The following is a 21,736-nucleotide window of genomic DNA, read 5'->3' as shown; positions in this document are numbered from 1 at the left end:
AAAAAAATCCAATCAAGTACTTACCATGAAAATAGAACGAAGCAGCGGCATTTTGCTGCATCCGACATCCTTACCGGGCGACCATGGAATCGGGTCTTTGGGTAAAAACGCCATGGATTTTATCGATTTCCTATCCGGAGCAAACCAAAAACTCTGGCAAGTTCTGCCTATGGGACACACAGGCTATGGAGACTCGCCCTATCAGTGTTTTTCCATTTATGCCGGGAATCCAATTCTTATTGACCTTAACCTACTGGTATCAGAGGGATTACTGAAAAAAAGGGAGTTGAATCCAGTCCCCGACTTTCCGGAAGCTAAAGTGAACTACGGTGCAGTGATCAATTACAAGCGCAAAATGCTTAAATTAGCTCACAGGCACTTTTTCGACAACCTTGCAGGGAATGACGCCCAATATCATGCGTTTATTGCCAGTCAAAGCAACTGGCTTAAGGAATATGCCACCTTTGTTGCCCTGAAGGAATTGTTTAACGGAAAACCCTGGTGGGAATGGCCGGAGGAATTTCGCTTAAGAAGCAAGGAAGCTTTGGACACCTTCAGTCAACATTCGCAATTTGAAATCAGCTACCATCAGTTCGTGCAGTACCTGTTCCATCGTCAGTGGTCAACCGTGAAAAAGTACGCCAATGACAAGAATGTTTCGATCATCGGTGACATCCCGTTGTATGTGGCCCATGATAGCGCCGAGGTTTGGAGCAACCATGAGTTGTTTTTATTCGATAATAAGCGCAATCCCATCAGCGTTGCAGGTGTACCACCCGATTATTTCAGTAAGACCGGTCAATTGTGGGGGAATCCACTTTATAACTGGGAAAAAATGAAAAGGAACGGATTTAAATGGTGGATCAACAGGGTGAAAGCTTCGTTCGGGTTGTATGATTACGTGCGGATTGACCATTTTCGCGGCTTTGAAGCTTTCTGGTCAGTGCCTTATGGCGAGCCGACTGCCATTAACGGAGAATGGATAAAAGCACCCGGTGATGAACTGTTTGAAGCGATTCGTAATGAACTGGGTGAATTGCCAATCATTGCCGAAGACCTCGGCATTATCACTGCTGAAGTAGATGCATTAAGGATGAAATACGGGTTTCCGGGGATGAAAATCCTGCAATTTGCCTTCCACTCCGATGATGGCGTAAAATACCTGCCGCATACTTACACCGACAATTTCATTGTTTACACCGGTACCCACGATAACGACACGCTGACAGGCTGGTTTAAATCCCTGGATAAAAACATCAAAAAGAAAGTCCTTTTCTATGCTGATGCTGATGAAAAGAGCATCAATAAAAAACTGATCCGCCTTGCCTGGGGTTCAGTGGGAAAACTTGCTGTTGTTCCTCTTCAGGACATTCTGGAATTGGGAAGCGAAGCAAGAATGAACACCCCTGGAACCGCCTCAGGAAACTGGCAATGGCGATTTAGAAAAAATCAGTTAAAAAAAGAACAATCCACATGGTTATCCGAAATAACCACTATTTATAACAGGTAACCTATGAACAGGAAAATTTCAATCTACCAGACGCTGCCACGCCTTTTCGGGAATAAAAACAAGAACCCAAGACTAAATGGTACGATACAGGAAAATGGAGTAGGAAAATTTGATGACTACAACCAAAAAGCATTGCTCGAAATCCGCGACCTTGGCATCACACACATTTGGTTCACAGGCATCCCGGAACACGGTACTATGACCGACTACAGCGAGTTTGGCATACCAAAAGATCACCCCACGCTACTCAAAGGCAGAGCCGGTTCGCCTTATGCCATCAAAGATTATTATGATGTGGACCCCGACCTGGCCAACAACGTCAAAAACAGGATGGAAGAGTTCGAAGCACTGGTTAAACGCACACACGAAACAGGATTGAAAGTAATCATCGACATCGTGGCGAATCATGTTTTCAGGCAATATAAGTCGGACTGCAGTCCAAAGGGAATCCGGGATTTTGGTAAAGATGATGATCCATCGAAATTATTTGATCCGAAAAACAATTTCTACTACCTGCCCGGAAGCACCTTTGAACTGCCCGATGGAATAGCCTGGCTGGATCAAATCAAAGCTGAGATCCCTTCAATGCCTTACATCGAAAAGCCTGCAAGAGCCACCGGTAATGATGTTTTTACTTCAAAACCTTCAAATGATGACTGGTATGAAACAATAAAGCTGAATTATGGTGTGGATTTTCAGGGCAACAAACAGAGACATTTTGAACCTGTGCCGGATACCTGGACGAAAATGCTTGATGTTCTTTTGTTTTGGGCAAAAAAAGGAGTTGATGGTTTCCGTTGCGACATGGCCGAGATGGTTCCGGTGGAATTTTGGGCGTGGGTGATTAAAGCTGTAAAAAAGAAATTCCCTCAGGTCATTTTTATCGCTGAAGTTTATAACCCGCTCGAATACCATAATTTTGTTAAAAATGGCGGCTTTGATTACCTGTATGACAAAGTTGGGTTGTATGACACGCTGAAAAGTATTATTATAAGCGGAACTTCCACAGCAGCCATTTCCAACTGCTGGAAGATGCTTGAAGGACTTGATGCACAAATGCTCCGATTTCTTGAAAACCACGACGAAGTGCGATTCGCATCCGGAGCTTTTGCAGGCGATCCTTTTGCAGCGATACCAGCTTTAACCCTTTGTGCTGCCATGCACCGTGGTCCGGTAATGATTTACTCAGGCCAGGAAGTGGGCGAGCCGGCTGCCGGAGAAAGCGGTTTCAGCGGCGATGACGGAAGAACCACCATTTACGATTATTTCAACATTCCGGAGATGCAAAAGTGGATAAACCATGGAAAACTCGACGGGGGACTTTTAAGCAAAGAACAGGTCAGGCTGAGGCAGATGTATCAAAAAATACTCAACTTCAGCATCAGGCACGATGCAATTGTGAATGGAGAATTTTACGACCTGATGTGGGCAAATCCATATGAATCGCTGCCGTTCAGAGATAAAGTCTATATCTGGCTGCGCCATTCACCAAAACAAAAGTTGCTGTTTGTTGTAAATTTCGACCGCAATCAACGCCTTGCCATCAAAGTAAAGATTTCAGACCACGCCCTCAATGAGATGGGATGGTACCGTTGCAATGAATTCGAAGCCAATGAATTATTATGGAATACACAAAAATTGATGTTCAGCCGCACTGAAGCCCACAATCAGGGACTTGCAATTGAACTGAAACCCAATGATGCATTGATTTTTGAAATTTCGCCAAAAGATTGCAACTGTGAACAGCACTAAGTTTTAACTGAAAAAGTTTTGGATAATAATTAACCTACCCATTAAATACAGCTTACTTCTAAAAACATGAAAATAGCCCGATATCAGGAGCTGATGCAGCGTAAACTTCTCCAGTGCCATTTGTGCCCACATCGCTGCACCATTGGCGAGGGTAAATCGGGCCGCTGTCATGTGCGCGAAAATATTGATGGCGAGTTATTTTTAAAAACATACGGAGTGGTTTCATCCATGAACTTTGACCCGATTGAAAAGAAACCCCTGTATCATTTTTTCCCGGGGAAAATCATTTTCTCTGTGGGCAGCCTGGGATGCAACCTCAAATGCAGATTTTGCCAAAATTGGGAAATTTCCCAATCACTCCCCGGTAATTTACAAAAAATGAAAAGGTACAAGCCGGAAGAGTTGGTTGCAATGGCTTCAGCCCGAAAAGATAATCTGGGTATTGCTTTCACCTATAACGAGCCTGCCATATGGTTCGAATATATGTACGACGTAGCAGAGCTTTCCAAAAGTCAGGGAATGAAAAACGTGATGGTAACCAACGGATTTATTAATTCAGAACCTCTTGCAGAATTACTTGAGGTAATTGACGCCTTCAATGTTGACCTGAAAGCTTTCACTGAAGAATTTTATCATACACAAACCCTTTCCAGATTAGCCCCTGTGAAAGAGTCGCTGAAGCAAATCCGGCACAGTGGGAAACACCTCGAGATCACCAACCTCATCATTCCCGGGCTAAACGACCATCCGTCTGATTTTACCTCTATGGTGAATTGGATTGCACGAGAACTTGGGAAAGATACTGTGTTACATCTGTCCCGCTATTTCCCCAATTACAGGCTTTCACAACCTCCTACCCCACCCGATACCCTGATCGGCCTTTATGAACTGGCAAAAGAACATCTTAACTTTGTTTATCTTGGAAATGTTAACACCAACCTCGGACAAAACACCAATTGCCCATTATGCGGCCATCTGCTCATAACCAGAAATCGCTATGATGCACGGTTGATCGGGATGGAAAAAACCGGCAATTGTAAAAATTGTAATGCTTTCATACATGGCTGTTTTCGTTAAGCATATAGTTTTGATAAACATTTAGTTAACTTTTCTTTCAGCGAGACTGCTCATTTTGCGAATCATTCCCTTCGCAGTTGATTTTATTTAAAATCATGATAAATTACGCTGAATGAAAGAGTACTTTAATATTTATTAATTTGTTTTTCAATAAGTTAAAATATTTTTCTTTTTAGGAACAATGAGGTGACAACCTGCTTTAAAAAATTTCTGTGTTTCATTTTGATTTATTAGATATTTTTACAGGCGAAATAATTTTCGTTCTTTCAAAAATCTACTACCATGAAAAAACTATTTACGTTGAAGATGAAAAATTCAGCAGTTTGTTTGATCTGCTCTCCAAAAAAATCATTTTTGATCCTAACTACAGTGTTGTTGACCAGTTTTTTTTCCTTTGGTCAAAATCCGGAAATATCGGTCAGATTTGCAAATCCGCAAATTGATACCCAAACTCAAACCCTCGTTGTTGATGTAGAATTTCAATCGGAATTGCCAGACAAACAATTGTTTGGAATGAATGTGCGATTCTTCTATGACGCGAGTGTATTGGATTTTATGTATTTCTTTAATTTCGAAAACGGCTATTCGGCCTCTTCACCCAATCCGCCATATATATCCACAGGCGCGCCAACAAGCGGGGCAGATCTGTTCTCACTTGTTGGTCCGGCTGAATATGTCAATGGGGCTATGCAGTTAGTCAATCCATCAGCACCACCGGTATATATCTCCACGAGTGGATGGACAAGGCTATATTCAATCAGGTTTCAGATCGAAAATTATAATACGATCGGCAGCAATGCATTCTTTCCCAGTATTATCTGGGACCTTCAGGAAAATACAGCCAACGGAAGTTTTCTGACCGGGTCAGATGGCGTTGTAATCACCCTGGCTGCTCCACCTCCACAACAATCAACAGCCAGCACTGAGCAGGTAGATCAGTTCAACTGGACATATTCAGGAAATACCGGGCTGCCGTATGGTTATCCCATTCAGGAAACCGGTGTTTATGCGCAAGCTCAACTCATTGCAAATGCTGACGATTTTACCGCCACTCCGGTGAATGGATGTGTTGGAAGTTTAAATGCCGGTAATGTGCTGGCCAATGACCTGGTGGGTGCGACACCAGTTGACCCATCACAGGTCGTGCTATCAGTTCTAAGTAATGGCGGATTAGCCGGACTTGCGATCAACCCACAAGGCATACTTTCCATCCCTCCCGGAACTGCTGCGGGAACTTATACAGTCAACTATTCAATCTGTGATGTGACCTTACCGACAAATTGCTCAGAGGCATCAGTAACTCTGGCTGTCTTCGAAAACCATGTTGAATGCCCTGAAGACATGGTGGTCAGAATTGAGCAATTACCACTAACGCTTACCGGCGCGATTCCTGAAGGTGGCGTTTACAGCGGGAATTATGTTTATTTTAACTCTCAAACCAATACCTATGAATTTCATCCCACCTATTTGGGTGATTTTATAGTAACCTATTCTTACAATGACGCTGATGGCTGCTTATTAACCTGTGATTTTCAGATTACTGTTCTGGAAACCCTTCTGGCAAATATTGGCGTAAGGTTCGCAAATCCTCAAATTGATGCTCAAACACAAACACTAATGCTTGATGTTGAATTTCAATCAGACTTATCAGACCAACAATTGTTTGGAATGAATGTACGATTCTTTTATGACGCCGGCGCCCTGGGTTTTATGCAATTCTGCAACTTTGAGGGTGGTTATTTGCCAGTTACACCTGATCCTCCGTATATTATGACAGGCTCACCCACCAGCGGGCCCGCTATGTTTTCGTTCATCGGTGCCGCTGAATATGTCAACGGATCCATTCAGCTGGTCAATCCTGCTCCCCCGGTTTACCTCTCAACCAACGGATGGACAAAACTATTTTCGGTTAAGTTCCAGATTGAAAATTACGGTTCTGTAGGTTTTGGTCAATATTGTCCAAGTGTTGTCTGGGACCTTGAAGAAAATCCTGAAAATGGGAGCTTTTTGAGCGGATCAGATGGCGTGGTAATTACACTGGTTTCGTTACCACCTTACGATTCAAAACCCTCCATTGAGCAAGTAATGCAATTTAACTGGGAATATTCAGGAAATACAGGCTTACCGTATGGCTATCCGGTTGAAGAAACATGTTTGATCACCCAGGCAGAACTGGCTGCCGTTGCTGACGATTTTTCAGCCACTCCGGTGAATGGCTGTGTTGGAAGTTTAAATGCCGGTAATGTGCTGGCTAACGACCTGTTCAACGGATTGCCGGTTTTACCTTCACAGGTGACTTTAAGTATCAGTAATGACGGCGGATTAACGGGTGTTGAAATTAATTCTAATGGATACGTTTCCATCCCGGTTGCCACTCCTGCCGGAATGTATAACATTAGTTACATAATCTGTGAAACAGGCTTCCCTTCAAATTGCGCTCAAACCTCAGTTACGGTAGCTGTCTTTGAAAATGAAATTGGATGTCCGGTTGATATAGATGTTTACCTCAATGAACTGCCATTGATGCTCACTGGCGGGCTTCCGGAAGGAGGAGATTATATCGGAGATTATGTTTCTTTCAATCCAGTGAGCAACGCATTTGAATTTAATCCATCTGCTACTGGTCAATATGCAGTTACGTATGCTTATACCGACGCTGAGGGTTGTTTATTAACCTGCGACTTTGAAATTATGGTTAATCCCACACCCCCAGCTAACATAACCGTCCGGTATGCAAATCCCCAAATTGATCCCCAAACTCAAACACTCACGCTTGATGTTGAATTTCAATCTGATCTTCCTGATCAACAGTTGTTTGGGATGAATGTAAGGTTTTTCTACGATGCCGGTGTATTGGATTTTGTGGAATTCAATAACTTTGAAGGAGGTTACGCAGCATCCCCTCCCAATCCTCCCTATATTTCAACGGGTTCACCTTCCAGTGGTCCTGATTTGTTCACCTTCATCGGTGCAGCTGAATATGTGAATGGTGCAGTACAACTGGTTAACCCGGCAGCAACTCCTGTAATCATTTCTACAAGCTCATGGACAAAGTTGTATTCGATAAAGTTTCAGATCATAAGTTCCCCGATTGGGGAGTTTTGCCCAAGTGTTATTTGGGATCTGCAGCAAAACACGGCAAATGGAAGTTTCCTGGCCGGTTCCGATGGAGTAGTGATTACAGTAGTTGCACTACCGCCACTCCAATCTGTAACCAGTGATGAGCACGTGGTTCAATTTAACTGGGAATATTCAGGAAATACAGGCTTACCTTATGGCTATCCGGTTGAAGAAACATGTTTGATCACCCAGGCAGAACTGGCTGCAGTTGCTGACGATTTTTCCGCCACTCCGGTGAATGGCTGTGTTGGAAGTTTAAATGCCGGTAATGTGCTGGCCAACGACCTGTTCAACGGATTGCCGGTTTTACCTTCACAGGTGACTTTAAGCATTAGTAATGACGGCGGATTGACGGGTGTAGGAGTTAATGCTTCAGGAAATATTTCTGTCCCCGCTGGAACCCCTGCCGGAACCTATCCTGTCTATTATTCCATTTGCGAAATTACAAATCCGGGTAATTGTGAATCTGCTGTTGTTAACCTTGCAGTGTTTGAAAACGAGGTGACCTGTCCGGAAAATCTTGAAATTTGTGATTTTGAACTGCCTGTTGAATTAGCGGATGCAATTCCTGAAGGAGGCATTTATTCCGGCGAACATATTTCTTATAATGAGCTAACAAATGCCTACGAATTTAATGCACCGACCTGCGGAACTTACAACGTAATTTATACATATACTGACAGCGAAGGCTGCGTTCTGACCTGTGATTTTCAGATCCTCCTGATCGAAGCGCCAAAACCAGTAATAACAGGTCCATACGAAGTACTGTTGGGTTCTACAGCCACATACTCAGTTGTTGAAAACTCTATTTGTAACAACCCCTCCAACATAACTTATAACTGGAGTTTATCAGGTGGAGGCGCCTTTGTTAATGGCAATACTGGCACCGAGATTTCAGTCATTTGGGATAACACCATTGGCACTAATTATTTATCTGTAACTGCCGAACTGGCCGGTTTTGAATCTTGTACAGGTTATGCCGATGATTTTCAGGTGACCAGGGTAAGACCAACCCTTGCCGGCCAGGTCAAATACTGGAACCAGTCTGAAAGTACAATGCCTTCACCTTATGTAACAGAACCAGGTAATCCCAGCCCGTTCGATTACTTTTATGTAACCTTGTATAAAACTCAACCCGGTAATGTAATCACAGAAATTGAAACTGTAAAAGTTGACAGCTTTATAACCGATGACCAGACAGAGATTCCTTCCTATTTCGAATTCAGTCTTCCGGTTGATTTGTATGGCTACGATGATTACTTTCTGAAAGTCTGGGATGGCGGCCTCAGCTTCCAGTATGGCTCAAATCCTCCGCTTATGAATGGGACTTATCTGATGGACAATTATACTTTCAATAACTGGGGAGGGGTGAATGCAACTGATGTACAGGCCATTGATAAAATGGAGAAGTCACAGAACATCAGCGTTACCTTAGGCTATAACTGGGTTGGTCCGAATACATTTGTTCCCCGATACGGTTATTTTTCACATTCAGTTGCTGACGTAAACAGTTCAAAACCCTATGAGAATGGTGGAATTAAAAGGGATGATGACCAATTAGTCTCCAAGCGGATTAATGGAACTATTACCAAATTTCCGAACAGCCAACCCGGAGTGGACTATTCTCCAAACTTTAGGGTGACAGGCCGCATGGTTCAGGGAATTCCGGCCACAACATGGCCACAACCATTTACTTTCACCAATGCCAGTGACCTCAACTTCCTTCATAGCAATGCCTCATACCTGGATAACAGCGGAGCGGCCGATCATAAATACAGCAGCGCAACCTTACCATTGGTTAATGGGAATAATTTTATCAATATCTATTACACTGCGCTTGGGGACATCAATGCCTCCTACATCCCGCAAAGCAGCTATAAAGGAGACAACACTCAGATAACGCTTCTAACCAAAGGAACCATTGAAGTGAAGAAAGGCGATATTGTTGATATTCCGGTGCGAATTGAATCACCAGCAGAAATCGGAGCATTAACACTTGCCTTCAGTTACGACAATACATTGATAGAGGTGCTTGATGTGAACTATGAAATCAAATATATTGATCACCAGCAGGGCGTTGTCAATTTTATCTGGTATGACAATGAGGCCATCTATTTCGAAGAATCCGCCTCTATCGCCACATTCACGGTGAGAGTATTATCAGATATTGCAAACGAAACACCTCTTTTCACCCTCAGCACTGATGCTGAACTGGCCGACGGAGATGCCAATGTATTGAGTAATCAGCATCTGATCACTTCATTCCTGACCACTTCCAAACTATCTGCACACGGTAATTTGAATCTTATGAATTACCCCAATCCTTTCCGTCAGACCACTACCATCGTTTACAATTTACCGGAATCGGGAAAGGTAACATTGTCGGTTTTCAACAATATGGGACTACTGGTCAGAAAGTTGGTCAGTGAATTTCAGTCTGAAGGGAGCAATCAAATAGAATGTGAAATGTCAGCAATACCTGCCGGAACTTACAGATACACCATCCTTTTCGAAACCAATAAAGGCTATCAAACTTCATCCGGCACAATGATTCTGATGCCTTAGTTTATTTCCTGATGATTTGCTTAATGCTAATAAAAAAGCGTTCCGACTGATTCTAACGTCGGAACGCTTTTTTTATAAACACAACCTATGAATTTGTATCTAAACTCGATGGTTTCACCAAGCTATACTCCTAACTTTTCTCATCTCCAACTTCTCAACCCCTAAACCTTTCATTTATTCAACTTCTCAATCGCTCAACTTCTCAACCCCTCGAGTATAAAACTTACTTCGACTTATCAGGGAAGGGTGGCGGCGGTGGATATTGCGGATCGGGTTCATCCTTAAGCATCCCAAGGATCACTTCGATGGCTTTGTTTAATTGCTGGTCAGTGCCGGCAAATTCAAGGGCTGGGTCATTCCAGACTTCAATGTCGGGTTCAACGCCGTACCCTTCGATGATCCACTCGTTGCCATCAGCGCTATAGTGAGCAAACTCCGGTTTGCGAAGGTCGCCACCGTCAATGAACGGAAGAGAGCCCCTGATACCAACGACACCGCCCCATGTCCTGGTGCCAATCAGCGGGCCAAGGTTATGTTTGCGGAACTGATATGGAAACAGGTCGCCATCGGAGGCAGAATAACGGTTGATCAGACAGACCATAGGACCGGCCATCATCGCGTTGGGCTTTGAGTTGCCTTCAGTGTTTCGCCCGGAGGCCATCATCGACAATTCGCGCCGCAACCGTTCGATGATCATCGGTGACACATTTCCTCCTCCGTTGCCACGATCATCTATAATCAAAGCTTTTTTGCGGATTTGCGGGTAAAAGTATTTCACAAACTGATTAAGACCTGCCGGCCCCATATCAGGAATATGGATATAGCCGACCTGACCATTTGTAGCTTTCTCTACTTTTTCGATATTGCCCTGCACCCATTCATAATAGTACAACTCGCTTTCATCAGCAATAGGCTCGACGATCACAGGGCGGGCACCAGCTTCGGCTGCCGTGCTGTTGACGGATATTTCAACCATCTTACCTGCTGTTCCAACAAGTGCCCGGTAAATGTTGTCCATATCTTTGGTTGACATGCCGTTTACGGCAACGATGAAGTCACCCGCCTTTATGTCCAGTCCCACCTCGGCAAGCGGCGAGCGTGCCTCTTTATTCCAGTTTTCGCCTTTCAGGATTTTATCAATACGGAAATATCCCGATTCGTCACGGCTCAACTCGGCGCCGAGTAAGCCAGTCTGTATTCTCTTTGGCAAAACGCGATCCCCTTCGTTCACATAGGCATGACCAACGTTCAGTTCCCCAATCATTTCGCCGATAACGTAGGTCAGGTCGTAACGGCTGTTGACATATGGAACCAGCACGTTGTATTTGTTGTACATCTTATCCCAGTCCACGCCATGCATATTCGGAGCATAAAAGAAATGTTTCATCTGCCTCCACGATTCATTGTAAATCTGTTGCCATTCCAGTTTTGGATCAATCCAGACCTTCATATTCGACACATCCACATATTCATCAAGTTTAATTGGCGACCTGGGTAAATCAATCACTGCATATTTACCATTGGCGGCAATCAGCATTTTCTTACCATCACCCGAAAGGGTGTAGCTCATGTTTGACCCCAGTTCGGTTTCCTTTTTATCTTCCAGTTTGAAATAGAGAAACTTTGACCCGTTATCTCCGCTTTTCATCCGGTTGTAGTAAACACCGCCATCCACACCGGTGAGGTTCCAATAGGCACCCGCTTCGGTGGTGACTTCTATCACGCGATCGAAGATGCCGTCAAAATCAACTTTTATATTTTTTGCTTCGGGACCAGGTTTTTTTTCCTCTTTCTTTTCTTCTGCAGCCCCTTCAGGCTTTTTTACGGCAGCCTGGTCATTTTTTCGCTCGAAAGGCGAAGGTGTTTCTTTTTCAAGCGTCAACAGGTAAACTTTCACCATGTCCTGATAGGCGTGATTCCATTCCGTCCAGCTATAGATCGGATTAAAAGTCCGCATGGAAGTGAAGTACAGGTATTTACCATCGGTGCTGAACGAAGGTGATGAAGCGTTGAACCATAGATCAGTAACCGGTTCAGAAGTCTTATTGTCGAGATTATAAAGGTAAATCCTGCTCACTACATCTGTGTCCGGTAGTTCGTAAGCCAGCCATTTACTGTCGGTTGACCAGTCGTAATCGTTGATCTCACCGGCAGTTGAAGTAGCAATTACAGTTGTGCTTTTTGTTTCAATATCAATAAACTGCAGTCGTTTCATCTGGTCGTGCCAGGCGATTTTCTTGCTATCGGGAGACCAACGCAGACTGAATTTGTAGGTATCGGCATTGGTAGTCAGCTGAACCGGTTTTTCAGTACCATCTGGTTTGATGACAAAAATCTCATCTTCGCCGGTTTTATCCGAAATGTAGGCAATCCAGTTTCCATCAGGAGACCAGCTGAGATTGCGGTCGTGCTCAATGTTTGTATTGGTGAGGTTGCGGATGACGCCACTTTTTACAGGAACGGAGAAAATCTCGCCACGGCTGCCGAAAGCAATCCTGTTCCCGTCATAAGAGAGTGAAGCGGAACGGATGGTCTTGTCGGCATCCTTCCATTGGGGACGGCTGGCGTTGAAGTCGTTCATGATCTGAATTTCGATCTTCACCGGACGTTGGGTAACCAGATCGAAATAATAGAGATAGCCTCCATTTTCAAAAATGATGGCATTATCGCCAAGCGACGGGAATTTGATGTCATACTCAGTGAAGTTGGTTAGTTTACGGGTTTCGCGGGTGTTGATGTTGTATGCGAACAAGTTCATCGTACGGTCGCGGTCAGAAAGGAAATAAATAAAATCATCGTGCCACATCGGGAAAATATCCTGCGCGTCATTATTGGTAACATTTTCGGTTTGCTTTGTTTCGAAATTGTAAACCCATACATCGTCAGCCATACCGCCTTTATAGTACTTCCATGTTCGAAACTCGCGAAAAACCTGGTTATGAGCTAGTTTTTTACCATCTGGCGAAAAGCTGCAAAAGCCGCCGGCTGGCAGTTCTATTTGCACAGGAAGCCCTCCGTCTTTGGAAACTTCAAAGAGATGCCCGATAAAGTCATTGAAAGTCTTTTTGCGTGAGCGGAAAACAATGGTGTTATCATCCTTCCAGGTCATTACAAGGTTGTTTGGCCCCATCCGGTCGCTCAGGTCATCGCGTTTGAGTGTAGCTGTATAGGTCAGCCTTACGGGCACTCCACCATCAGCCGGGATGGAGAACACTTCTGTGTTTCCGTCGTACTGGCCTGTGAAAGCGATGGTTTTGCCGTCAGGTGAAAAGCGGGGAAACATCTCATTACCTTCATCATTGGTAAGACGACGGGCAATGCCCCCAGCTTTCCCGACGGTATAAAGATCGCCTGCATAGCTGAACACCACCTTGTCGCCATGGATGGCAGGGAAACGCATCAGGCGCGCTTCCTGCTGGGCAATTAAAGCAAATCCGCTGATCTGCAACATGAGCATTGCAAAAAGTATTTTTTTCATTGAGGAAAATGTTAAGTGAATAAATGCTAATTAAATAGAGGTGAATGGTTTACCCATTTCCATACCATGTTTTGTAATCGGTTTATATTCAGTGATTAAGCCTGTTTTAGTTGAATTCATAGCACACCTGCTTGTTCGGAAACCAACAAGGTCATGTTCGCATCCGCACAATTTAATACTCTCCGATGTGCGATACTTCTCCATGCCTGAAGCGTCCCTTAAGCCAAAGGCTAATGATCCGTTTCCCCACCACCTGAGCATCGGCGGCTTTTCCGCTCCGGTAAACCTCCTCAAACATCGGGCGCCCGGCAAAATCGTCAAGGCTTTTTTCCGTAAGGCTTTTGAGCATCCTCGTATCAACAAAACCGGGTGATATCGAGTGTAATTTCACCGGGTTTTTACGGTTGCTCTGTTCGACGGCCACACAGCGGGTGAACTGATCCAAAGCTGCTTTGGCGCTGCAGTAAAGGCTCAGACCATAGTGAGGACTGGCGGCAGCGCCGGAGGTGATATTCAGGATATTTTTCTCCGCTTTAAATTTATCAGCCAGGCGGATAAATGATGATGAAAGCAGCACAGGCGCCAGGTAATTCACATTAAGGTTGGCTTGTATCTCGTCTGCATTTAGCCTATCAACAGGCTTTACCGGCTCGGTAACTGCGGCATTGTTCACCAGGTACAGTCCGCTACAATCCTTCTTTTCGATGTGGTCAAATAAATTTGATATCAACCGGTCGATACCGCTCAATTCGGAAAGATCATACACGATGCTGTGCACCTGGCAATTCTTCAGGATTGCTTTTTGCCCGATCTCCGTGTGTTCGCTGCTTGAAATCAGGAATAAAATGTGATTTTCGTCAAGTAGGGTTTCGGCAAATACCTGCCCGATTCCCCTCGATGCCCCGGTAATGATGAAGTATTTTTTCATGTTAAAATCTTTAATTTGTTGTCCTTGAATAAGTTGAACAAGCTTAACAGACTATTGCTTCAGAACCCATGCTTTATCGTATTTGGCGCCGAGTTTCTTTTTGGCCTCGAGCGCCTGTTCACGTGTGTCGTAGTCGCCAAGGGAGACCCTGAAGTTATCACTTGCCGGCACGACCGAAGGATTGCGGAAGCCCCTGCTAAGAAGCGCCTTTACCTCCTTCTCGGCCTGGCTGCGTTCCTTAAAACTCGAAATAACGAGATAGTAACGCACTCCGGTTGTTTCGCGCACGGGAAGAACCCGTTGGAGCAGCGGCTCCGGTTGATGCGCTGAATCGCAAATCTTAACCCCTTTGTCTGCATCTTCCTCATCGCCAAACCAGGCAACTGCATATCCATGATACATCCCTACTCCCATTGCTTTCCAGGGCTTATCCTTCCAGGTATCAAGGTTGAGCATCAGGTCGTTCGATGCCTCTGAACTGATCCACAGGTCAAGCACGATTTCGGGCACAGCGTCGAGGCTCTCCCAGAAAGCCACCTCATAGCCCTTACCGTCGTAAGAGGTCAGTTCGCCGGGTTTAGAAGTCATACAGGTACTGTTCGCCGGGTCGCGGCCATAGCAGCACTCGGTCCAGTTGCCCTGGTCCGACCAGGAGTGGAGGTTGCAGTTGCCCACATCCGGCCGGTTGTGAAAAAGATCGTTCACGTGCAGCCGTGCCACAAAACTCAGGCTTTTCGACATCGGGATGGCAGACAGGTTCTGCTCCTTCCTGTAGCTGTTGATCAGGTTGAACAACTTTAACTCAGCATCGCTGATGCAGAAATCCTCCGGAATTGTAACCTGCCCAATCACCTGATGTGATCCAACCATGAGCAAAAAGTAAAACAAAAAGCTAACTTTCCTCAAACCATTCATAGTGTTCATTATATGTTGAACCCATTTTACCGGGCATTTTTTCAAGGTTCAAAAGTACGAATTTATTTTTTGGCCGGATATCACTCCATTACCAAAGTTTATGGTTGACCGGATGAAAGCAAAAACATTATCTATTTAAAAAGTGCCTGTGTGATAACAATTGATAATTGATTTTCAAGCATGTACACTCCCAAAGATGCAGAATAAATTCTGTGAGTAAACCAATTTAAAACAAAGCTCCCTTCATTCCAAATTTCATTCAAGTTATCAGGAATCCATCTGATGAAATATTTTTTATTTAAACATCACGGTTGCTATCGCACTACAATTCAAAAACCAGGTTGCTTAAACAAATTTCATTCTTTGTATTTCATCCTGACCACTTCTACGATATAGAAGTCATGTCTTAATAGAAAAATCAGGTTACTTAAAGGTTTACGCCAGGAAAGTACGTTTACTCATCGCAAGCGATCGAATGGTAAAAAACAGACTTAAACAGAATTGTTCTAATTTACTCTCTCATAGGGATAAATCCGCTAAATCGTTCTACCTTTGCAGCAAAATTCTTAACCATTTTTCAAATCATTAAAACTTTTTAGGTATGAAAAAACATAATTTTTATGCCGGGCCTTCTATCCTCCCGCAGTTCACACTGGACGAAACAGTTAATGCTATCAGGGATTTTGCCGGCACGGGTCTGTCGCTACTTGAAATTTCACACCGCAGCAAGCAGTTTGTTGCAGTAATGGACGAAGCCACTGCCTTGTTCAAGGAATTGCTCAACATCCCGGAAGGATACTCCGTGATCTTCCTCGGTGGTGGAGCAAGTCTTCAGTTTTGCATGGTTCCCTACAACCTGATGAATAAAATGTCGGCTTACCTTAACACCGGTGAATGGGCATCAAAAGCACTGAAAGAGGCTAAATTATTTGGTGAAGCCATTGAGGTAGCTTCCTCAAAAGACAAGAACTTCAGCTACATTCCAAAAGATTTCACCGTACCAAGAGGCGCTGATTATTTCCACATCACCACCAACAATACAATTTACGGAACCCAGATCAGGAAAGATTTTGATGTACCTGTGCCACTGGTAGCCGATATGTCATCCGACATTTTCTGTCGTCCGGTAGATGTTTCCAAATACGCCCTCATCTATGGCGGCGCCCAGAAAAACCTGGCTCCTGCCGGTGTCACTTTCGTAATTATCCGCAATGATGTGTTGGGAAAAGTAGAGCGTAAGATTCCCACAATGCTCAACTATCAGACACATATAGACAAAGAATCTATGTTCAATACACCTCCTGTAATGCCAGTTTTCTCAGCACTGCAAACACTCAAATGGCTGAAGGAAAAAGGTGGTGTGGCTGCGATGGAAAAAATCAACAAGCACAAAGCCGAACTGCTTTACAGCGAGATCGACCGTAACCCGTTCTTCAAAGGGACTGTAAACAAGGAAGACCGTTCATGGATGAACATCTGTTTTGTGATGAACGACGGACGTGAAGCACTCGAACAGGAGTTCCTCGATTTTGCATCCTCCAAAGGAATGGTCGGGCTTAAAGGTCATCGCTCGGTTGGCGGATTCAGAGCGTCCACTTACAATGCATTACCGGTCGAAAGTGTTCAGGCACTGGTTGATACCATGAAGGAATTTGAAAAGATGAAAGGTTAATCATTAAAAGAAAAGGATATGAAAAAAGTATTGATTGCCACCGATAAACCCTTTGCCTCCAAAGCCGTAAAGGCCATCAGAGAAGTTGTTGAAAGCGCAGGCCACCAGCTTGTGCTGCTTGAGAAATACACCAGCCAGGCCGAGTTGATCGCTGCAGTTGCCGATGTGGATGCGATGATCATCCGCAGCGACATTGCCGACAGGGCAGTGATTGAAGCAGCTAAAAATCTCAAGATCATCGTAAGAGCCGGAGCTGGGTATGATAACATTGACCTGAACGCTGCCACTGAAAAAGGTGTGGTAGCCATGAACACCCCTGGACAAAATTCAAACGCAGTAGCGGAACTGGCCATTGGAATGATGATTTATATGGCCCGCAACAAGTTCGACGGGAAATCAGGAACCGAACTGCGTGAAAAATCATTAGGAATACACGCTTTTGGGAATGTCGGAAAACTCGTCGGTTCCATCGCAAAAGGAATCGGCATGGATGTGTTTGCCTTCGACCCGTTCGTAAGTAAAGAAGAGATTGCAAAAGCCGGTGTTAAAGTGATGGAGAGTGAGAAGGAACTGTACAAAACATGCCAGTACGTTTCGCTGAATATCCCTGCAACGGCACAGACCAGGAAATCCATCGGTTTTGAACTGCTATCTTTAATGCCGGAAAATGCAGTACTGGTGAATACTGCCCGCAAGGAGGTGATTGATGAGGAAGGGTTGCTGAAGGTATTCGAAGTACGCCCGGATTTTAAGTACATTTCAGACATTGCTCCTGATTGCCAGGCTGAGATCGAAACAAAATATTCCGGAAGATTCTTTTTCACGCCAAAGAAAATGGGCGCCCAGACATCAGAAGCAAACATCAACGCCGGCATTGCAGCGGCAAGGCAGATCGTTAATTATTTCGAAAAAGGAGATACTACTTTTCAGGTTAACAAGAAGTAAGAGAATAATTATTATTTTTGCAGCCTATTTATCAGACCTGACTTTTAACTAACGTCAGGTCTGATTTTTTGGCCGAATTTATTTACTTGTATCCCCTAAATGATTTTATATGGAGAACTTAAACGACAACAACCAGGCTTTTTTTCGTTTTGAAGACTTGAGGGTATATCACAAAGCGCTGAATTACGTGGAATGGGTGCACAATAATACCTCTCTTTTTCCTGACCACGAGATGCAAAACCTTACAACTAAATTTGTAAATGCTGCTCAAGCTATTGCATTGCAGATTGCCGAAGGTTCCTCCCGTAACAAAACACAGTTTGTGTATTACCTTAAGATGGCCAAAAGCTCAATCCGCGAGTGTGTTGTTTACACCGCAATAGCCAAATCACTGAATTACATCACCGAGGAGAACTTCGAGGAATCGCGCAACCATTCGATGGAATTAACCAAAATGATTGGCGCGCTGATCGGCTCCTTGCAGCGCAGTAACAATTTCGACGAAGACTAACAAAACGTTTTTCCATACAAATTGATCTAAAATGGCAATCTTAAAAGCTTTCAAAGGCTTGAGACCACCGGCAGAAATTGCTTCAAAACTGGCCTCACGACCTTACGACGTGCTTAACTCCGAAGAAGCAAGGGAAGAAGCACATGGCAATCAGTACTCACTGTTGCACATTATCAAACCCGAAATTGACCTGCCGGAAGACATTGACCACTATGCGCAGGAGGTTTATGACAAAGCGCAAGACAACTTCCATCTGTTTCGCAAAAACGGCTGGTTGGCGCCGGATGCCGGAAATTATCTGTACATCTATGCCCAGACCATGAGCGGCAAAACACAGTATGGACTTGTGGGATGCGCCGCTGTGGAGGATTACATGAACAATGTGATAAAAAAACACGAACTTACGCGAAAGGTAAAAGAGGAAGACCGTATGAAACATGTGCGCATCACCAATGCCAACATGGAGCCTGTGTTTTTCAGCTACCCTGCCGTTCCGGAAATTGATGACATGGTGGATGATTGGGTAAAATCGCACAAGCCGGAATATGACTTCACCGCTGTAGACGGAATTGGTCATCATTTCTGGGTGATTAACGACAAAAAAGTGATCAACAGACTGATTGAACTTTTCGGAAAAATTCCCGCCACCTACGTCGCTGACGGTCACCACCGAACGGCAGCAGCCGCCCTGGTGGGTAACGAAAAAAAGGACAACAACCCTAACCACAAAGGCGATGAGGAGTATAACTTCTTCCTCGCTGTTCATTTTCCCGATAACCAATTAACTATCATTGATTACAATCGAGTGGTTACCGACCTGAATGGAATGTCTTCGCAGGAATTTATCGGGAAACTAAAATCGAGTTTTGTGGTTGAGGAAAAAGGACATACAATCTACAAACCCGACCGTTTGCACAACTTCGGGATGTATCTGGATGGACAATGGTTTTCGCTTACCGCAATGCCAGGGACTTACGACGATCATGACCCAATCGGGGTGCTGGATGTGACCATCCTCTCGAACCTGGTACTTGATCATTTACTCGGTATTAAAGATCTCAGGACTTCAGAACGTGTTGATTTTGTTGGTGGTATCCGCGGATTAGGCGAGCTTGAACGCAGGGTGAACTCCGGCGAAATGAAAGCCGCCTTTGCACTCTATCCCGTTTCAATGAAACAGCTCATCGACATCGCAGATACCGGCAATATCATGCCGCCCAAAACTACCTGGTTTGAACCGAAACTTCGTAGCGGACTGGTAGTTCATCTTCTCGACAGTATCTAACATTACAAAATCTAATGTGCCATGGAATCAAAAGAACTCGTTTTAAAAACTTTAAAAGAATCGAAAGAACCTTTGAAAGGCGGCGAAATAGCTGAGAAATCCGGCTTAGACAAAAACACAGTTGACAAAGTTATCAAAGTTCTGGTAAAAGAAGAGTTGATCCATTCACCAAAGAGGTGTTTTTATTCGGTGAAATAGAATGTCAGGTTGTTGGCAGTGTTGATAAGCCTGTGAGAAGCAACTAATAAACGGGATGAAGCAGAAAGTTGCAAATTAGAACTTGTGATATAAAACAGGCAATAAAAATACATTAATGGCAAAATACGGAAAATGGATCGGTGGTGGCCTTGGATGGGCAATGGGTGGGCCAATTGGCGCTGTGCTTGGTTTCGTATTCGGTACGATGTATGACAGCATGCAGTCAGCCGAATTTGAGTATCGTCCGCCACTTACCGGGCAGGAGAATGATCAAAGCAAGCCTTGGAGCGGGCGTCCACAGACACAAACCGGCGATTTCACCGTCAGCTTGTTGATGCTCTCAGCATCAGTAATGAAGGCCGATAACAGGGTGTTGAAATCGGAACTTGAATATGTCCGGAACTTCCTGATTGTCCAGTTTGGTGAAAAAGCAGCAGCGCAACAGTTACTATTGCTTCGCGAAATCCTCAAACAAAACTACCATCTCAGTGATGTAGCGCAGCAGGTAGGGAGATTTATGGATTATTCATCCAAACTGCAACTGCTTCATTATCTTTTTGGGATTGCCCAGGCCGACAGCAAAGCCACGACGGAAGAATCAGCACTGATTGAGCAGATTTCGATTCACATGAGGGTCACCAAAGCCGATTTTGACTCCATCAAAGCCATGTTTATCAAGGACAATTTCAACAATTACAAAATCCTTGAAATCACGCCGGATGCCAGCGATGAAGAAATAAAAAAAGCCTACAGGCAAATGGCACTCAAATATCACCCTGATCGCTTAAGCCACTTAGGGCCGGAAGTACAACAATCGGCCAAAGAAAAATTCCAGGAACTCAACGCTGCCTACAATGCCATTAAAGCCGAACGGGGAATGGCTTAAACCATTAACCATAACTGTTGTCGAATTGTAATTGCCTTTAGTTTATCTAACTGGGACAATGTCCCTTCCAAATGGTGTGAGCGCCAGACCTGCCAGTTTAAAGTGCTGACGGGCAAAAGGAATTCCTATGATCGTGATTGCCAGCAACAACCCAAAAGCAAAATGGCTCAGGGCAATCCAAATCCCGCCAATAAAAATCCAGATAATATTCATCATTGTTGACAGACAACCGGTAGTTGATTTTCGCTGAACGGTTGTCCGTCCAAAAGGCCAGAGTGCCAACATTCCAAGTTTCAATGTTTGCAGGCCGAAAGGTATCCCAACTATGGTAATCATCAACAAAAGGCTGGCGATTAAATATTCGATGGCTATGATTATCCCGCCGAAGATCAACCAGATCAGGTTTCCAAGTGTATTCATAAATAAGATGCTTAGAATTGTGGTGACGAAAGTAGTACAATTTGTTTAGCTTTGCCACATCTTTACTCACAAAATCAAAATAATAACCTGAATCCGGACAAATGAAAAACCTGACCAAAACTGCAATACTTGCGTTGCTGATTTCAAGTTGTAACACCATAACAGACAAATCGATGAGTGACAAAACCAACCAGACAAAACCGAATGAAACAGAAGTTAACGACACTACACCGCGTGTAACTGGGATCGGGGGTATCTTCTTTTTTTCCGACGATCCTGAAAAAACCAAAACCTGGTATACCACAAACCTTGGCCTCGAAGTGAATCAGTGGGGTTCAAGTTTCGAATTCAGGAACGCCAACCGCCCTGATGAGATCAATTACCTGCAGTGGAGCCCATTCAAGAATGGAAGTGAATATTTCGCTCCCTCCCAAAAGGAGTTTATGATCAATTACAGGGTTCAGTTTCTTGAAC

15 protein-coding genes are annotated in these 21,736 nt (G+C 44.2%); 11 read left to right on the top strand and 4 right to left on the bottom strand.

Translation table 11 applies throughout. From position 1 onward, the window contains the following. Nucleotides 1–25 precede the first annotated feature (25 nt). From malQ to IH598_03745, 4 genes are all read left to right on the top strand, one after another. Complete coding sequence (gene malQ / locus IH598_03760) at nucleotides 26–1,510, top strand: 4-alpha-glucanotransferase (protein MBE0637615.1); 1,485 nt, start codon at nucleotides 26–28, stop codon at nucleotides 1,508–1,510. Nucleotides 1,511–1,513: 3 nt separating this feature from the next. Next, nucleotides 1,514–3,262: an alpha-amylase family protein gene (locus tag IH598_03755; protein MBE0637614.1), complete on the top strand. Its 1,749-nt coding sequence runs from the start codon at nucleotides 1,514–1,516 to the stop codon at nucleotides 3,260–3,262. Nucleotides 3,263–3,328: 66 nt separating this feature from the next. Continuing rightward, a complete protein-coding gene (gene amrS, locus IH598_03750) occupies nucleotides 3,329–4,339 on the top strand; it encodes an AmmeMemoRadiSam system radical SAM enzyme (GenBank protein MBE0637613.1) in 1,011 nt (336 codons plus the stop codon). A 282-nt stretch (nucleotides 4,340–4,621) separates the two neighbouring features. Continuing rightward, complete coding sequence (locus tag IH598_03745) at nucleotides 4,622–10,024, top strand: hypothetical protein (protein MBE0637612.1); 5,403 nt, start codon at nucleotides 4,622–4,624, stop codon at nucleotides 10,022–10,024. 223 nt (nucleotides 10,025–10,247) lie between these two features. Here the strand turns inward: IH598_03745 and IH598_03740 are convergent, their stop codons facing one another. The 3 genes from IH598_03740 to IH598_03730 form a co-directional block, all read right to left on the bottom strand. Next, the gene (locus tag IH598_03740; GenBank protein ID MBE0637611.1) at nucleotides 10,248–13,502 is read right to left on the bottom strand and encodes a PD40 domain-containing protein; all 3,255 of its coding nucleotides are present in this window, start codon (nucleotides 13,500–13,502) and stop codon (nucleotides 10,248–10,250) included. Between the two features lie 172 nt (nucleotides 13,503–13,674). Further along, nucleotides 13,675–14,430, bottom strand: a complete 756-nt coding sequence (locus IH598_03735) for an SDR family NAD(P)-dependent oxidoreductase (protein MBE0637610.1) — start codon at nucleotides 14,428–14,430, stop codon at nucleotides 13,675–13,677. 51 nt (nucleotides 14,431–14,481) lie between these two features. Continuing rightward, the gene (locus tag IH598_03730; GenBank protein MBE0637609.1) at nucleotides 14,482–15,354 is read right to left on the bottom strand and encodes an SPOR domain-containing protein; all 873 of its coding nucleotides are present in this window, start codon (nucleotides 15,352–15,354) and stop codon (nucleotides 14,482–14,484) included. Between the two features lie 592 nt (nucleotides 15,355–15,946). Here IH598_03730 and serC point away from each other — a divergent pair. From serC to IH598_03700, 6 genes are all read left to right on the top strand, one after another. Continuing rightward, a complete protein-coding gene (serC, locus tag IH598_03725; protein ID MBE0637608.1) occupies nucleotides 15,947–17,017 on the top strand; it encodes a 3-phosphoserine/phosphohydroxythreonine transaminase in 1,071 nt (356 codons plus the stop codon). Nucleotides 17,018–17,035: 18 nt separating this feature from the next. Then, a complete protein-coding gene (locus IH598_03720) occupies nucleotides 17,036–17,962 on the top strand; it encodes a 3-phosphoglycerate dehydrogenase (protein MBE0637607.1) in 927 nt (308 codons plus the stop codon). Nucleotides 17,963–18,071: 109 nt separating this feature from the next. Further along, the gene (locus IH598_03715) at nucleotides 18,072–18,473 is read left to right on the top strand and encodes a four helix bundle protein (GenBank protein ID MBE0637606.1); all 402 of its coding nucleotides are present in this window, start codon (nucleotides 18,072–18,074) and stop codon (nucleotides 18,471–18,473) included. A 31-nt stretch (nucleotides 18,474–18,504) separates the two neighbouring features. After that, nucleotides 18,505–19,758 carry a DUF1015 domain-containing protein gene (locus tag IH598_03710; GenBank protein ID MBE0637605.1) on the top strand — a complete coding sequence of 418 codons (1,254 nt, stop codon included), beginning with the start codon at nucleotides 18,505–18,507 and terminating at the stop codon, nucleotides 19,756–19,758. 21 nt (nucleotides 19,759–19,779) lie between these two features. After that, nucleotides 19,780–19,956: a MarR family transcriptional regulator gene (locus tag IH598_03705; GenBank protein MBE0637604.1), complete on the top strand. Its 177-nt coding sequence runs from the start codon at nucleotides 19,780–19,782 to the stop codon at nucleotides 19,954–19,956. A 115-nt stretch (nucleotides 19,957–20,071) separates the two neighbouring features. Then, a complete protein-coding gene (locus IH598_03700) occupies nucleotides 20,072–20,842 on the top strand; it encodes a TerB family tellurite resistance protein (GenBank protein ID MBE0637603.1) in 771 nt (256 codons plus the stop codon). 42 nt (nucleotides 20,843–20,884) lie between these two features. Here the strand turns inward: IH598_03700 and IH598_03695 are convergent, their stop codons facing one another. Beyond that, nucleotides 20,885–21,262, bottom strand: a complete 378-nt coding sequence (locus IH598_03695) for a YccF domain-containing protein (protein MBE0637602.1) — start codon at nucleotides 21,260–21,262, stop codon at nucleotides 20,885–20,887. Between the two features lie 173 nt (nucleotides 21,263–21,435). Between IH598_03695 and IH598_03690 the strand changes: the two genes are divergently transcribed. Next, nucleotides 21,436–21,736 (top strand): VOC family protein (locus tag IH598_03690; protein ID MBE0637601.1); only part of this gene is annotated, 301 nt, incomplete at its 3' end.

This window comes from Bacteroidales bacterium (genome assembly GCA_014860585.1).
GTDB lineage: Bacteria > Bacteroidota > Bacteroidia > Bacteroidales > 4484-276 > RZYY01.
The sequence above is the reverse complement of the archived record's forward strand: the minus strand, read 5'-3'. Positions and strand labels throughout refer to the sequence as shown.

Coding starts and splice junctions, on each gene's coding strand:
- IH598_03755 (MBE0637614.1), top strand. CDS start 1,514: ATGAACAGGAAAATTTCAATCTACCAGACGCTGCCACGCCTTTTCGGG.
- IH598_03740 (MBE0637611.1), bottom strand. CDS start 13,502: ATGAAAAAAATACTTTTTGCAATGCTCATGTTGCAGATCAGCGGATTT.
- IH598_03710 (MBE0637605.1), top strand. CDS start 18,505: ATGGCAATCTTAAAAGCTTTCAAAGGCTTGAGACCACCGGCAGAAATT.
- IH598_03745 (MBE0637612.1), top strand. CDS start 4,622: ATGAAAAAACTATTTACGTTGAAGATGAAAAATTCAGCAGTTTGTTTG.
- IH598_03700 (MBE0637603.1), top strand. CDS start 20,072: ATGGCAAAATACGGAAAATGGATCGGTGGTGGCCTTGGATGGGCAATG.
- serC (MBE0637608.1), top strand. CDS start 15,947: ATGAAAAAACATAATTTTTATGCCGGGCCTTCTATCCTCCCGCAGTTC.
- amrS (MBE0637613.1), top strand. CDS start 3,329: ATGAAAATAGCCCGATATCAGGAGCTGATGCAGCGTAAACTTCTCCAG.
- IH598_03735 (MBE0637610.1), bottom strand. CDS start 14,430: ATGAAAAAATACTTCATCATTACCGGGGCATCGAGGGGAATCGGGCAG.
- IH598_03705 (MBE0637604.1), top strand. CDS start 19,780: ATGGAATCAAAAGAACTCGTTTTAAAAACTTTAAAAGAATCGAAAGAA.
- malQ (MBE0637615.1), top strand. CDS start 26: ATGAAAATAGAACGAAGCAGCGGCATTTTGCTGCATCCGACATCCTTA.
- IH598_03730 (MBE0637609.1), bottom strand. CDS start 15,354: ATGAACACTATGAATGGTTTGAGGAAAGTTAGCTTTTTGTTTTACTTT.
- IH598_03715 (MBE0637606.1), top strand. CDS start 18,072: ATGGAGAACTTAAACGACAACAACCAGGCTTTTTTTCGTTTTGAAGAC.
- IH598_03720 (MBE0637607.1), top strand. CDS start 17,036: ATGAAAAAAGTATTGATTGCCACCGATAAACCCTTTGCCTCCAAAGCC.
- IH598_03695 (MBE0637602.1), bottom strand. CDS start 21,262: ATGAATACACTTGGAAACCTGATCTGGTTGATCTTCGGCGGGATAATC.